This window comes from Kitasatospora sp. CMC57, from assembly GCF_045866025.2.
Lineage (GTDB): Bacteria > Actinomycetota > Actinomycetes > Streptomycetales > Streptomycetaceae > Kitasatospora.
The window spans coordinates 4,829,835-4,843,558 of sequence record NZ_AP035881.2 but is presented as its reverse complement, the minus strand read 5'-3'; the positions used below and the strand labels follow the sequence as shown (position 1 = coordinate 4,843,558).

The following is a 13,724-nucleotide window of genomic DNA, read 5'->3' as shown; positions in this document are numbered from 1 at the left end:
AGCGTCCACACTCACCATGGGAGCGCTCCCGCAATGACCGTGACCGAACCGAGCACCACCCGCACCGGCCCGGCCTTCCCGCCCGGTTTCGCCTGGGGCGCGGCCACCGCCGCGTACCAGATCGAGGGCGCCATCACCGAGAACGGGCGAACCCCGTCGATCTGGGACACCTTCAGCCATACCCCCGGCAAGGTCGCCAACGGTGACACCGGCGACATCGCCGTCGACCACTTCCACCGGTTCCGCGAGGACGTCCGGATGATGGCCGACCTCGGCCTCACCGCCTACCGCTTCTCGCTCTCCTGGCCCCGGATCCAGCCGACCGGGCGCGGCCCGGCCGTCGAGAGCGGCCTGGACTTCTACCGAGCCCTCACCGACGAGCTGCTGACCCACGGCATCGCCCCGGTCGCCACCCTCTACCACTGGGACCTGCCCCAGCACCTGGAGGAGCTCGGCGGCTGGCCGGCCCGGGACACCGCGTACCGGTTCGCCGACTACACCGCCCTGGCCGCCGAGGCGCTCGGCGACCGGGTCTCCACCTGGACCACGCTCAACGAGCCCTGGTGCAGCGCCTTCCTCGGCTACGGCTCCGGCGTGCACGCCCCGGGGCGCACCAATCCGTCCGACGCCCTCAAGGCCGCCCACCACCTCAACCTCGGCCACGGCCTGGCGGTCGGCGCCCTGCGCTCGGCGCTGCCACGCACCGCCCAGCTGGCCGTCTCGCTCAACCTGCACCAGATCCGGCCGCTCACCGACGACCCGGCCGACCTGGCGGCCGCTCGCCGGATCGACGCCGTCGGCAACCGCGTCTTCACCGGCCCGATGCTGAACGGCGGTTACCCCGCCGACCTGCTCGCCGACACCGCCCACCTGGTCGACTGGGACACCCTGGTCCAGCCCGGCGACGAGGCCGAGATCGGCCGGCCGATCGACCTGCTGGGTATCAACTACTACACGCCGACCGTGGTTTCGAGCGCCGAGAACGCCAAGGACCTCCCCCGCCACGACGGTCACGGCGGCGGCGACCAGTCGCCCTGGCCCGGCGCGGAGGACGTCGCCTTCCACCTCGCCCCCGGCGAACGCACCGCGATGGACTGGCCGATCGACCCGACCGGCCTGACCGACCTGCTGCTCGACGTGCACCGGGCGCACCCCGGGCTGCCGATGATGGTCTCCGAGAACGGCGCCGCCTTCGAGGACATCGTCGGTCCCGACGGCACCGTGGACGACCAGGAGCGGATCGCCTACGTGCACGGCCACCTGGCCGCGGTGGCCGACGCCGTGGCGGCGGGAGCCGACGTCCGGGGCTACTACCTATGGTCGCTGATGGACAACTTCGAGTGGGCGTACGGCTATGCCAAGCGGTTCGGCGCCGTGCACGTCGACTACGCCACCCTGGCCCGCACCCCGAAGGCCAGCGCCCGCTGGTACGCCGAGGTGATCCGTACCGGAACCCTGCCGCAGCAGGGGTGACCGCCGCCGCGTGACCTGACCGCCCGACCGGTCGTTCTCTCTTGTCGTGCGAGCAAATCACGCGGCCCGGCCGCGAGTCGAGGGCCCGAGCGGCGATCCGGAGTGTCATGAGCGTCCGGGCCCGGAGCACGGCCGGGGGCGACTGCCCCGGCCCCGGGCCCGGACGCTCGCCGCGGGCGGCGCGGTACTCGCCCACGTCTGGGGCCTCGGCCTCGGTGTCACCAGCGCGTACGCCAGCGAGGGACCGGCCGTCATCGATCTGGTCAACCAGACCGACGCACCGGAGCTGTTGGGCCGCCTGACCGGGGCGACCGTGCCCGTGCTGGAGCAGCAGACCGCCGCGGTGGCCCGCGCGCTCCAGGACCGGATCAAGGCCGACGGGCTGCCGCTGCCCGGTCAGGCCACCTCGGTGCCGGACGCCTTCGCGATCGCGGCGGTGCTGCTGCCCGCCGTGCCGCCGCAGCCCCGGGGTGACGGAGAGCCCCGGGCCTCCCGGTCCGGCGGGGTCGCCGAGAGCGTGGTGGCGGAGACTCCGCCGGCCGTCGGTGCCGCGCTGCCCCCGGCGGTGGCCGGGCAGGCGGTGGTGCCCGCCACCGCTCCGGGCCGGTCCCCGGCGAGCGCCAGGACGGCCGACCTCCAGGTGGTGCAGGACAGTTGGGAGGCCGTCCGGCCGGAGCCGACGGTGGCCACCGCCGCGCCGGTGGAGAGCGAGGGCGAGCTCACCGCCGTGCTGGTCCCGATCGCGGCGGGGCTGCTGCTCACCGGGGCGGCGATGTACAAGCACCGGGGGATCCCCAGCGGGCACTGAACGGCAGCTGGCCAGCTGCTGGTTGGCGTCCGGCTGGCTGGCAGCAGGCAGTGGGCGTCCGGCTGGCTGGCAGCAGGCGGTGGGCGTCAGCGGAAGACGCCCGGCGGGGGTGCCGGGGACGGCGCCGCCGTGGCGTCGGTGGCCGGGGCGGCGCCGGCGGTGAAGTCGGCCAGCGGGCGGCCGTGTTCGATCCGGCCGAGGTAGGAGTCGGAGGCCACCCGGCGCCCCAACTCGTCCAGCGGAAGCGGCTGGTGGGCGGCAGCCAGGATCAGGTTGCCGAACCGCTTGCCCCGGAGCACCGCGGGATCCGCCGTCAGACAGACCTCGGGGAAGACCGCCAGCAGGGTGGCGACCTGGGAGCGGGCGAAGCCGATCGCCCCGCCGTCGGCGATGTTGGCGGCGTACCGGCCCCCCGGGGCGAGTGCCCGGGCGGCCAGTGCGGCGAACTCGACGGTGGCGCAGTGGGCCGGGGTCCTGGCGCCGGAGAAAATGTCGGCGATCACCAGGTCCACGGTGCCCTCGGGGGTCCGTTCGAGCACCGCACGCGCGTCGGCTCCGCGTACCTTGATCTGCCAGCCGCGCTCCAACGGCAGTTCGGCGCGCACCAGTTCGGTCAGCTCGGGGTCGATCTCGGCGACCTGCTGACGGGATCTCGGCCGGGTGGCGGCGGTGTAGCGGGCCAGCGTCAGGGCGCCACCGCCCAGGTGCAGCACGGTGATCGGCTTGCCGGGCGGGCCCGCGAGGTCGATCAGGTGGCCGAGGCGGCGCTGGTACTCGAAGCCCAGGTGGCTCGGGTCGGCCAGGTCGACCAGGGACTGCGGCGCTCCGTCGAGCAGCAGCGTCCAGGCGCTGGGGCGGTCGCGGTCCGGGATCAGCTCGGCCAGACCGGAGGCGACCGTACGGGCCAGCGGACCCTGTGCGTGTGTACGACCGCCGGGCGAACCGGCGGGGGCCGACGTGGCGGGCTCGGCCTCGGTGCGAGCCCGACCGGCCCGGTTGCTGCGTCCCATGGGGACCATTATCGCCGGGGGGAGCGGGTGGCCGCCCCGGCGGCGGGCCGGCGCCAGGGTGTCGGCGCAGGTCAGGGCGGCAGAGGTAAGGGCGCCTGGGTCAGAACGGGCCGAGACCGCTCGCCGTCAGGGTGCAGGCCGCCTCGCAGAGGGCCGAGCGGAGCACCCACGGGTCGGTGGCGCGGGCCGGGGCGGTGGGCCCGGCGGGCGGCATCACCCAGCGCGGGTCGGTCGCGGGGAGCTGCTTGGCCCCCGGCGTACAGCTGGTGCCGGGCAGGTGCCACTGACCGGCGACCCCGGCCGGGACCAGGAAGGCGATCGCCGACCCGCTGCCCGTCTGGTGCACCGTGCCGCAGGCCCGGCGAAGCCGGAGGATGTCCACCGTCTCCAGACCGTGCCGGACCGGGACGGTGACGGTGTCGAAACCCACCGGGGCGGGGAGCGGGGCGGGCAGCGTCCCGGAGTGTCCACGGGCCGCTGCGGGGGCCGCCCCCGCTGCGATGCGTCGGTACTGCGGAAGTCCGGTGGGCATGGGCCCTCCTGTCGCCTCGTCAGGTCGGAAGCCGAGGTCGCCCGATCGCAGGACCGGATCGGTGGGGCACGGCGCTGGGCTTCCACGTACCAGGACAACGCCAGAGGTGCCGAAAGGCCACGGGGCGACGTACAGCGCGCCATGGCATTTCATGGCGGATCTCGGCAACAGTGACCGATTTGATGGGAATTGACCCTACATCATCCAGCAACCAGGTGTGATCGGTCCGTGACGGCCGGTACTCTCTGCGCTGGATCGAGGCCCTCCCCCGGGCCGTCCGCACCACCGACGACCGACCCGACGCACCAAGGACCGACCCCCGACGCACCAGCTCGGAGCGCACCAGATGGCAGCCACGAGGCCCCTCGCCCTCATCCCCAACGCCGCCATGCGAGCCCTGCGCGGCGACCTCTCCCCCGGCGAGTTCGCCGTGGCGATCCGCCGGGCCGCCCGGGAGATCGGCGAGCACGTCTCGTGCGACGCCCGTTACGTCGGCCGGGTCGAGGCCGGCGAGATCCGCTGTCCCAACTACGCCTACGAGCGGGTGTTCCGGCACATGTGGCCGGACCGCTCCCTGTCCGAGCTCGGGTTCACCCCCCGTACGGCGGTCCGCCGCCGGGGGGCCGCCCCGCCGCCGGTCCCGGTTCCCGGGTCGGGCGGGCTCGACGACTCGTACCATCCCGACGAGGAGAACGACGACGTGCGTCGCCGGACGTTCCTGAACGGCGGATCCACCGCCCTGGTGACCGCGCTCGGTCTCGACCTGCCCGCGCAGGCCGCGACCCCGGCCGCGCCGACCCCGCGCCGGGTCGGCGCGGCCGAGGTGCTCGGGGTGGAGCAGGCCGTCCGCGACATCCGGCTGCTGGACGACGTGCACGGCGCGGACACCCTGTTCGAACTGGCCGGCCAGTCGCTGCGGGGTGCGTACGTGATGCTCAACGACGGCGAGTACAGCGCCGCCACCGAGCGCCGACTGCAGGCCGGCGCGGGCGAACTGGCCATCTCGGTGGGCTGGTTGGCCCACGATTCGGACCGGCTCGCGGACGCCCGTTCGTTCTACTCCGAGGCGCTCGCCACCGCCCGGATGGCCGACGACGCGGCCCTGGAGGCGCACGTCTTCTCCAACAGCGCCTTCCTGGCCCGGGATGCCGGCCGGGCCAGGGAGGCCCTCAGGGCCGCCCAGGCCGGGCAGGCCGCCGCCCGCCACCTGGACTCCGACCGGTTGCTCTCCCTGCTGGTCATGCGGGAGGCCGGCGCCTGGGCCCTGCTGCGCGACCGGGCCGCCTGCGAACGGGCGTTGGGGCGGGCCCACACGCTCTTCGACCGGGGCGAGTCGGAGGCCGACCCGGAGTGGATGAGCTTCTTCGGCGAGGCGGAGATCGCCGGCCTGGAGGCCCAGTGCTGGTCCGCGCTCGGCGAGTTCGCCCGGGCCGCCGACCGGGTCGGCCAGGCGATCGCCCTTCAGGAACCGCACTTCGTCCGCAACCGGGTCCTCTACACCGCCGAACTCGCCCACGACCGCCTCGGCCTCGGCGACCTGGCGGGCGCAGCGGTGCACGGCACGGCGGCAGCCACCCTGCTCGGCCAGGTCCGCTCCGCCCGCATCCGCGGCATGCTCGCCACCACGGCGGACCGGCTGCGGCCGCACCGCACCGTCCCCGAGGTCGCGGCCTTCCTGACCGTCCACGACGCCGCCTGAACCACCGGGAGGTCGGGTTCGGCTGGCGGCCGGCTCCGGCGTGTTCAGCCCTCCAGGTGACTGTGGTCGTTCCAGATCTCCACCGCCGGTGCCCCGTACTCCCAGGAGAGCACCGAGAGCGCCGCCGTCCCGAGCTTGAACCGCTGCGCGAACTCGGGCGGCAGCCCCAGCCACCGCGCCGTCAGGATCCGCAGCAGGTGCCCGTGCGCGAACAGCACCACGTCGCGGTCGGCGCAGTGCATGGTGGTGGTCTCCGGGTGCGGGGTCCCGTGCTCGGCGTTGACCTCCGCGAGGAAGCGGTCCACACGAGCCGCCACCTCGGAGAGCTTCTCGCCGCCGGGCACGCCGTCCCGCCAGATCAGCCAGCCGGGGTGGTCGGTGGCCCGGATGTCGGCGCCGGTCCGGCCCTCGTACTGGCCGTAGTCCCACTCCAGCAGCTCGTCCCGTTCGACCGCCCGGTCGCCGAAGCCGGCCAGATCGCAGGTCTCCCTGGCCCGGGACAGCGGGCTGGTGTAGACGAGGGCGTCCGGCAGTCCGTTCCACGGGGCCTTCGCCAGGCGGGCGCCGAGGGCCAGGGCCATCCCACGGCCCTCCGCGGTGAGCGGGATGTCGGTACGGCCGGTGTGCTGGCCGCCGGCCGACCAGGCGGTCTCGCCATGCCGGACGAGGACGATACGGGCGGGCATGGGCGGACTCCTCGCGAACTGGGGGCTGCGACCTCCCCATGATCCCTCACCACCCGGGTGCCCCGACGATCGGTCCGGAGTCCGGAAGGGTGCCCCGGCCCTCGGCCGCCGTCCGGAACGGCCCGGAAGGTCCGGGGAGCGCGTTCCAGGGTGGTTTGTCGGTGCCGGGTGCGAGACTTGGCCGCACCATGAACGTCTTGACCCACGGGCAGGCGGAGCCGGTCGCGCGACGGCTCCGTGATCTGCGCGGCCCGGCGCCGCAGCGCAGCCTCGACGCCCGGGCGCTGGCCGCGCTCGCGGCCAACCCCGGGTGCCGCCGTCGCGCGGTGCTGGACGCGGCGGGGGTCGACAAGGGCGCGGTGGCGGACCGGCTCGGACACCCGGCGCCGTTCGGGCAGTCCCCGTTCGCGATCACCCGGGGGAACGTCTTCGAGGCCCGCCTCAAGGCCGACGGCTACGCGGCGCTGCTGGACCCGCTCCGCCGGCTGCTCGGCACCCCGCCCGAGGGCGTCGGCCCGTCCGTGCCGGACCTGCTGCCCCGCTCGGCCCCCGCGACCAGGGCCGAGCGGACGGCCCAGGCGCTGGCCGAGGCCGCCGCCGATCCCGAGCGGTGGACGCTGCTCGACCACCCGATGTTCCGGCTCACCCTGGCGGGCAGCCCGGCCTACCTGGAGCCGGACGCGGTGGTGGTGCACGGCGGGCGCAGCACCGTGGTGGAGATCAAGTCTTTCCCGGTCATCGACGGCTCGGCCGATCCGGCCAAGGTCGGCGCGGCCGCCCGCCAGGCGGCGGTGTACGTGCTGGCGCTGCAGGAAACGGCGGCCACGCTGGCCGGTACGACGGCCGACCAGTCGCCGTACGCCACCGACGCGTTCCCCGGCAGCCCGGAGCTGAGCGTGCTGCTGGTCTGCCCGAAGGACTTCTCCAACCGCCCGACGGCGACCGTCGTGGACGTCCGCCGCGAGCTGGCCACCACCCGCCGCCAGCTGGCCCGGCTGACCGGGATCGACCAGCTGCTCGACGCGCTCCCGTCCGGCACCAGTTTCGACCTGGCACCGGATCAGGCCGGGATCCCGACCCGCCCGGTCGCCGAGCTGACCGCGTCGGTCGAGGCGGTCCCCGCCGCCTACAGCCCGGACTGCCTCTCCACCTGCGAGCTGGGCTTCCACTGCCGGGCGCAGGCCCGCTGCGCGGACGCGGTGGAGCAGCTCGGCCGGGGTGTCCGGGGCGAGCTGGGCAGCCTCCGTACGGTGAGCGCCGCGCTGGCGGCCGCCACCGACCAGGGCCCGCAGGCCGACAGCGAGGCCGCCGCCCGCCTGGCACACGCCGCCGCCCTGCGCGCCGAGGCGCTCGGGGTCCGGGAGGCCGACCGGTGAGCCTGCTCGCCACCCTCGCCCGGCTGGAGGCGGTCCGCAGCGGGCACGCCGAGCCGCTGGCCACCGTCCGGCACCGGCACCTGTCCGACCGGCCGATGGTGCTGATCCCGCTGGCCGCCGCCGGTGAGGCGGGTGCCCCGCTCGCGGTGCTGCTCGGCACCGAGCGGGAGGCGCCCCGCCTGCACCTCGTACCGCAGCCGCTGAACCGCGGTCAGCGCTTCGAGTTCCTGGCCCGGTTCGCCGCCGACCTGGTGCCCTACCTGGAGTCGTACGGCGCCGAGGTCGAGCAGATCGAGCGCACCGAGAAGGACCCGGAGACCGGCGAGAAGACCCAGACCTTCCGCGAACTCTGCTCGGACGCACCCCAGTTGATCGTGCCGAACAGCGGCTCGGTGCACCACCTGGCGCTGCTCGGCCGGTCCACCCGGTTCCGCCGCACCGCCGAGGACCCGGATCCGGGGCCCTACCCGGCGCCGACCCGGGTGCCGCTGCTGGGGCGCTGGCTGACGCATCTGACCGAGCGGGCCCAGGTGCCGGGCTCCAGCCTGCTGCTCCCGATGACCGGGCTGCTGGCCCGGCACTGGGCGACCGGCCAGAGCCACCTGGAGGACCAACACCTCGGGGCCCAACTCGCCTGGCACCAGCCCCCGTCCGGCAGCTCCGGCGCCGAGCTGGCCACCCGGGTGGAGACCGCCAGGGACGCCGCCGGCCAGCTGCTGCACCCACCGGCGGGCCCGGCCACCGACCCGGCCTTCGACGCCCGGGTGCTGGCCCCGGCCATCACCCGGCACGACAACGCCCTGGCCGCCCTGGCGACCGCCCAGGACGACCCGGCCCGGCTCCGGGTCAAGCAGGCCGCCGAGGAGCTGCACGCCGCGCTGCTCGGGGTGCTGCTGCCGACCTGGCAGGACGTCTGGCGCGGTCTCGACCTGCTCCGCACGCTCCCGCCCGCCGCTCACCTGGCCGAGCGTTGGGAGGGCGACCGCTGGTCGTACACGGGCCACCGCGACCGGCTGGCGGCCGGCGAGCCGCCGCAGCCCAAGCAGGACGACGCCGTCACGGCCGCCCGGAAGCTGGCGCAGCGGGAGCGCGAGCAGGCCAGGCTGGACGTCCAGGAGGCGTTGGACGACCCGCTGGCGATGGCCGAGCACCGACTGTCGGGTGAGGCGTTCGCCGGGGTGGTCACCGAGGTGGTCCCGGAGTACGACACCTCGGGGCGCTCCCCCAAGCCCCGCCCGCTGTTGGTGGTGCGGACCACCGACCGACCGCACGCCGACCAGGGCCGCAAGGTGTACCGGGCGAACCACAGTTCGGCCCAGGAGGCGGTGATCGTCGGCTCCGACCCGGCCGCGGGCACCGTCACCGTCCGGGTGCTGAACGGGATGGGCCGGAAGAAGGACCCGGAGCCGGGCAGTCTGCCCGAGCCCGGGGAGCGGATCGTGCTGACCCTGTTCGAGCTGACGCCCCGCCAGTCCGCACCGCTCCCCGAGCCGGACGACACCCCGTGGACGCACGGCGGGCCGCCCGGCGGCAGCGATCACTCGCCTACCGCCACCGAAGAGTGGGAATGACCACCGGCATGACGATCAGTCCGACCAGCCCGGCAGACGAGCACCCCGGTGCGGCCGCCGACGCCGCCGTGGCCGCGATCCTGGCCGCCACCCTCCACCCCGCTCCGGGCGGCCCGCGCGGGGTGGTGGTCGACTCGCCGCCGGGTGCGGGCAAGTCCACCCTGGTGGTGCGGGCCGCCCGGGAGCTGGTGGCGGGCGGGGAGAAGCTGATGATCGTGGCCCAGACGAACAGTCAGGTGGACGACCTGGTCGGCCGACTCGCCGAGAAGGGCCCCGACCTGACGATCGGTCGGCTGCACGCCGCCGACTCCAAGCCCGCCGCCGAGCTGTCCCGGTACGCCAACGTCACGGCCGCTGCCAAGGTCGGTGACCTGCTGGAGCAGGACGTGATGATCTCCACGGCGGCCAAGTGGCAGTGGGTGAAGACCGAGACGCGCTGGCGGCACGCGATCGTGGACGAGGCGTACCAGATGCGCTCGGACGCGCTGCTCGCCGTGGCCGGGCTGTTCGACCGGGCCCTGTTCGTCGGCGACCCCGGCCAGCTGGACCCGTTCACGGTGGTCGGCACCGACCAGTGGGCGGGCCTGTCCTACGACCCGTCGAGCAGCGCGGTGGTCACCCTGCTCGCGCACAACCCGGAGATCCGGCCGCACCGCCTGCCGGTCTCCTGGCGGCTGCCGTACTCCGCCGCGCCGCTGATCTCCGCCGCCTTCTACCCGTACACCCCGTTCCGCTCCGGTACCGGGCCCGATGACCGGCGGCTGACCACCGGGACCGCCCCGGACGGCTCCGCGCTGGACGCGGCGATCGACGAGGCGGCCGAGCACGGCTGGGCGCTGCTGGAGCTGCCCGCCCGGCACACGGTGCGGACGGATCCGCAGGCGGTGGCCGCCACCGCCGCCACCGTGCACCGGCTGCTCACCCGGGGTCTGACCGCGCACTCGGAGCAGGGCAGCACCCCGCTGACCGCTGACCGGATCGCGGTCGGCACCGCCCACCGCGACCAGGCGGCGGCCGTCCGGGCCGCCCTGCTGGCGCTCGGCGTCCCGGTGGACGGCTCGGCCGGCCCCGCCGTCACGGTGGACACCGCGAACCGGTTGCAGGGCCGCGAGTACGACGTCACCGTGGTGTTGCACCCGCTCTCCGGGCGCCCGGACGCCACCGCCTTCCACCTGGAGACCGGGCGGCTCTGCGTGCTCGCCTCCCGGCACCGGCACGCCTGCATCGTGGTGGCCAGGGCCGGCATCCCCGAGCTGCTGGACGAGCACCCGGCGACCGAACCGGTCCAGTTGGGAGTGACGATGAAGTTCCCGGACGGCTGGGAGGCCAACCACGCGGTGCTCGCCCAGCTGAACGAACACCGGGTGCAGCTGCGCTGACCTCGGGTGAAGCCGCACCGGCCTTGGGGGCGCACGCCGGGGGAATAGCACCCGCACGCGCACCGTTCCGCTACCGGCCGTCCCCGCGCGACAATGGACGGCAGTCCCCTCACCCACCACCTCGGAGGTGTCGTCCCATGCCCGACCGCCACCCGCCGGTGTCCGCCCAGCCGGTCGGCCGCGACGCCGTACCGCCGCTCCCGGCGCAGTCCGGCCCTTCCGCTGGCGAGCCGAGCACCGTCCCGCCCACCGCCAGCGAGAGGCCGCGTCGCCTCCGTCCGGCCCAGCTGCTCTTCGAGCCGCCCGCCGAGGCGCCGGAGGAGGAACGGTTCTTCGACCTGGAGTCGATCGACGACCCGGCCGAACTGCTCCGCCGCGCCACCGAATTGACCCTGGCCTTCCGGATCGCCGCCGAGCGGGCCGCCGACTTCCAGGCGATCGCCGCCGCCCAGCTCGCGGACACCCGCCGGTTCGACGCCCTCTCACCCGCCGAGATCGCCGCCCGGATCGAGTGGACGCCGGACTACGCGGCCCGGATGGTCGAGTACGGTCAGACCCTGCTCCGGCAGCAGCACAGCGGCGAGCACTGAGACCGCGCCCCGGCACGCCTCTGGCATATGCGGCCGGGAAGGGTACGCCCCTCGCCCACCCGTTGTCCGCCGAACCCGACTTTCCCGGCGCGACTCACCCCGCCCGCGCCAGTCTGCTGCCCGTGGACATCTGGACGTATCAATCCGTGGAGTACGTCACCGTGGCCGGGGAGTCCTGGCTGGCCTCCGCGAGTGAGTACCCGCGCAGCATGCGCGCCCTCTGGGAGTCACGCCCCTGGGCGCCGACCGTCCTGCCCTGCGGGCGGGTCTTCGACGTGATCAGCATGCCGGCCGTGTTCGGCCGCACCGTGCTGGACGAGCTCTGGGCCACCGGCCCCGGCTGCGGCCCGGTCGCCTCCTTCCGGGGGCGGACCCTGCTCTTCGTCCAGCCGGGCGCGGCGCCCCGGCTCCGCAGTCTGCTGGCCTGGGAGGAGTGGGCCCGCGAGGTGCCGCCGCTGCTCTGCCACGGGCAGGGCGACGCGGTGACCGTGCCGCCGATCCAGCGGATGGTGGACGCTCCGGTCTCCCCCGGCCAGGGCGCCGGCCGCTGGATCGTCGCGCCGGACTCCCGGGAGCCCTGGCTGCCGGGTGCGGCCACGGTGCTCTGGGCCTGCGTCCGGGCCTCCCGGATCCGTCCGTCGGCCGAGCCTGCCGGGGCCTGAAACCGATTTTGGTTCCGCCCGACCCCGCTGCTAATGTTTTCCACGTCAGCAGGCGCCGCTAGCTCAGTTGGTTAGAGCAGCTGACTCTTAATCAGCGGGTCCGGGGTTCGAGTCCCTGGCGGCGCACAGACGGTCGAAGGGCCCCCACCTTACGGTGGGGGCCTTTCCTCGTTCTCAGGCCCGAAAGCCGGTGGTGGCCCCCCGCCACAGCGGGGGGCCACCATCCGTCAGCGCCCGCGCAGCGAGCGGTAGTTCTCCACCAGCGCGGCGGTCGAGCTGTCCAGCGCCTCGGCGCCCTCACCGGTCAGCAGCACCGGCTCGATCCGCTTGGCCAGCACCTTGCCGAGCTCAACGCCCCACTGGTCGAAGGAGTCGATGTTCCACACCGCGCCCTGGACGAACACCTTGTGCTCGTACAGGGCGACCAGCTGGCCGAGCACCGACGGGGTGAGCTCGGCGGCCAGCACGGTGGTGGTCGGGTGGTTGCCCTTGAAGGTCTTGTGCGGCACCAGCTCGGCGGGCACGCCCTCGGCGGCGACCTCCTCGGCGGTCTTGCCGAAGGCCAGCGCCTGGGTCTGGGCGAAGAAGTTGGCCATCAGCAGGTCGTGCTGGGCGGCCAGGGCGGGGCTCAGCTCGGCGACCGGCTTCGCGAAGCCGATGAAGTCGGCCGGGATCACCTTGGTGCCCTGGTGCAGCAGCTGGTAGTACGCGTGCTGGCCGTTGGTGCCGGGGGTGCCCCAGACCACCGGGCCGGTCTGCCAGTGCACCGGGTTGCCCTCGCGGTCCACCGACTTGCCGTTGGACTCCATGTCGAGCTGCTGGAGGTACGCGGTGAAGCGGGCCAGGTAGTGCGAGTACGGCAGCACCGCGTGCGCCTGGGCGTCGAAGAACGCGCCGTACCAGACCCCCAGCAGACCGAGCAGCAGCGGGACGTTCTGCTCGGCGGGCGCGGTGCGGAAGTGCTCGTCGACCAGGTGGAAGCCGTCCAACATCTCGCGGAAGTGGTCGGGTCCGATCGCGATCATCAGCGAGAGGCCGATCGCCGAGTCGTACGAGTAGCGGCCGCCGACCCAGTCCCAGAACTCGAACATGTTGGCCACGTCGATGCCGAAGTCCGCCACCCCGGCCTCGTTGGTGGAGAGCGCCACGAAGTGCTTGGCGACCGCCTCCTGACCGGCCCCCAGCTCACCGAGCAGCCACTCACGGGCCGAGGTGGCGTTGGTGATGGTCTCGATGGTGGTGAAGGTCTTGGAGGCGACGATGAACAGCGTCTCGGCGGCGTCCAGGTCACGGACCGCCTCGTGCAGGTCGGCGCCGTCCACGTTGGAGACGAACCGCACCGTCAGGTCGCGCTGCGCGTAGGAGCGGAGCACCTCGTACGCCATCGCGGGGCCGAGGTCGGAGCCGCCGATGCCGATGTTGACGATGTTGCGGATCCGCTTGCCGGTCTGCCCGGTCCACTCGCCGGAGCGGACCCGGTCGGCGAAGGCTGCCATCCGGTCCAGCACCGCGTGCACGGCGGGCACCACGTTCTCGCCGTCCACCTCGACCACCGCGCCGCGCGGCGCGCGCAGGGCGGTGTGCAGGACGGCTCGGTCCTCGGTGATGTTGATCTTCTCGCCGCGGAACATCGCGTCGCGCAGCTCGGCGACGCCGGTGGCGTCCGCCAACTCCCGCAGCAGGCCCAGCGTCCGGTCGTTCACCAACTGCTTGGAGTAGTCCACCAGCAGGTCGCCGACCTGCAGCGTGTACTCGGCCCCGCGGCCGGGATCGGCCGCGAACAGCTCGCGCAGGTGGGTCTCACCGAACTCCTCCCGGTGCTTGGCCAGCGCCGCCCACTGCGGCAGCCGGTCCAGGGGGGTGCGGTTCTGCGCCGTCATCGGTTGCTCCTCGAAGTCATCCGGTGGTGTGTACCGGCAGGCCCAGCGGGAGGGTGGC

At 74.2% G+C, this 13,724-nt stretch carries 12 protein-coding genes and 1 tRNA gene; 9 read left to right on the top strand and 4 right to left on the bottom strand.

All coding sequences use genetic code 11. From position 1 onward, the window contains the following. Positions 1-33: 33 nt before the first annotated feature. Together ACKUU6_RS21765 and ACKUU6_RS21760 are read left to right on the top strand one after the other, a co-directional pair. Entirely contained in the window at positions 34-1,473 is a 1,440-nt protein-coding gene (locus ACKUU6_RS21765) for a GH1 family beta-glucosidase (protein WP_407990236.1), read from the top strand. Positions 1,474-1,519: 46 nt separating this feature from the next. Continuing rightward, a complete protein-coding gene (locus ACKUU6_RS21760; protein WP_407990235.1) occupies positions 1,520-2,281 on the top strand; it encodes a hypothetical protein in 762 nt (253 codons plus the stop codon). 86 nt (positions 2,282-2,367) lie between these two features. Here the strand turns inward: ACKUU6_RS21760 and ACKUU6_RS21755 are convergent, their stop codons facing one another. After that, entirely contained in the window at positions 2,368-3,291 is a 924-nt protein-coding gene (locus tag ACKUU6_RS21755; protein ID WP_407990234.1) for a spermidine synthase, read from the bottom strand. A 100-nt stretch (positions 3,292-3,391) separates the two neighbouring features. Next, the gene (locus ACKUU6_RS21750; RefSeq protein ID WP_407990233.1) at positions 3,392-3,823 is read right to left on the bottom strand and encodes a hypothetical protein; all 432 of its coding nucleotides are present in this window, start codon (positions 3,821-3,823) and stop codon (positions 3,392-3,394) included. A gap of 346 nt (positions 3,824-4,169) precedes the next feature. Here ACKUU6_RS21750 and ACKUU6_RS21745 point away from each other — a divergent pair, with 346 nt between their 5' ends. After that, positions 4,170-5,522, top strand: coding sequence for a tetratricopeptide repeat protein (locus ACKUU6_RS21745; RefSeq protein WP_407990232.1), 1,353 nt, complete (start codon positions 4,170-4,172; stop codon positions 5,520-5,522). 44 nt (positions 5,523-5,566) lie between these two features. Here ACKUU6_RS21745 and ACKUU6_RS21740 read toward each other — a convergent pair whose 3' ends face one another. Beyond that, the gene (locus tag ACKUU6_RS21740) at positions 5,567-6,208 is read right to left on the bottom strand and encodes a histidine phosphatase family protein (RefSeq protein WP_407990231.1); all 642 of its coding nucleotides are present in this window, start codon (positions 6,206-6,208) and stop codon (positions 5,567-5,569) included. Positions 6,209-6,396: 188 nt separating this feature from the next. Here ACKUU6_RS21740 and ACKUU6_RS21735 point away from each other — a divergent pair, with 188 nt between their 5' ends. From ACKUU6_RS21735 to ACKUU6_RS21710, 6 genes are all read left to right on the top strand, one after another. Beyond that, a complete protein-coding gene (locus ACKUU6_RS21735; RefSeq protein WP_407990230.1) occupies positions 6,397-7,584 on the top strand; it encodes a hypothetical protein in 1,188 nt (395 codons plus the stop codon). Next, positions 7,581-9,155: a hypothetical protein gene (locus ACKUU6_RS21730; RefSeq protein ID WP_407990229.1), complete on the top strand. Its 1,575-nt coding sequence runs from the start codon at positions 7,581-7,583 to the stop codon at positions 9,153-9,155. Before ACKUU6_RS21735 ends, ACKUU6_RS21730 begins: the two co-directional genes overlap by 4 nt. An 8-nt stretch (positions 9,156-9,163) precedes the next feature. Beyond that, positions 9,164-10,534 carry a helicase gene (locus ACKUU6_RS21725; protein WP_407990228.1) on the top strand — a complete coding sequence of 457 codons (1,371 nt, stop codon included), beginning with the start codon at positions 9,164-9,166 and terminating at the stop codon, positions 10,532-10,534. A gap of 287 nt (positions 10,535-10,821) precedes the next feature. Then, positions 10,822-11,124, top strand: a complete 303-nt coding sequence (locus ACKUU6_RS21720; protein ID WP_407992193.1) for a hypothetical protein — start codon at positions 10,822-10,824, stop codon at positions 11,122-11,124. Between the two features lie 122 nt (positions 11,125-11,246). After that, a complete protein-coding gene (locus ACKUU6_RS21715; protein WP_407990227.1) occupies positions 11,247-11,786 on the top strand; it encodes a bifunctional DNA primase/polymerase in 540 nt (179 codons plus the stop codon). 52 nt (positions 11,787-11,838) lie between these two features. Continuing rightward, positions 11,839-11,912, top strand: a tRNA-Lys gene (locus ACKUU6_RS21710). A 101-nt stretch (positions 11,913-12,013) separates the two neighbouring features. On the opposite strand, the gene pgi is transcribed toward ACKUU6_RS21710, so the two are convergent. Next, positions 12,014-13,666, bottom strand: a complete 1,653-nt coding sequence (pgi, locus tag ACKUU6_RS21705) for a glucose-6-phosphate isomerase (protein ID WP_407990226.1) — start codon at positions 13,664-13,666, stop codon at positions 12,014-12,016. Between the last annotated feature and the right edge of the window lie 58 nt (positions 13,667-13,724).

Bases quoted from the DNA above. Each gene is read 5' to 3' on its own strand.
- ACKUU6_RS21765 (WP_407990236.1), top strand. From the start codon at position 34: ATGACCGTGACCGAACCGAGCACCACCCGCACCGGCCCGGCCTTCCCG.
- ACKUU6_RS21755 (WP_407990234.1), bottom strand. From the start codon at position 3,291: ATGGGACGCAGCAACCGGGCCGGTCGGGCTCGCACCGAGGCCGAGCCC.
- ACKUU6_RS21750 (WP_407990233.1), bottom strand. From the start codon at position 3,823: ATGCCCACCGGACTTCCGCAGTACCGACGCATCGCAGCGGGGGCGGCC.
- ACKUU6_RS21745 (WP_407990232.1), top strand. From the start codon at position 4,170: ATGGCAGCCACGAGGCCCCTCGCCCTCATCCCCAACGCCGCCATGCGA.
- ACKUU6_RS21740 (WP_407990231.1), bottom strand. From the start codon at position 6,208: ATGCCCGCCCGTATCGTCCTCGTCCGGCATGGCGAGACCGCCTGGTCG.
- ACKUU6_RS21735 (WP_407990230.1), top strand. From the start codon at position 6,397: ATGAACGTCTTGACCCACGGGCAGGCGGAGCCGGTCGCGCGACGGCTC.
- ACKUU6_RS21725 (WP_407990228.1), top strand. From the start codon at position 9,164: ATGACGATCAGTCCGACCAGCCCGGCAGACGAGCACCCCGGTGCGGCC.
- pgi (WP_407990226.1), bottom strand. From the start codon at position 13,666: ATGACGGCGCAGAACCGCACCCCCCTGGACCGGCTGCCGCAGTGGGCG.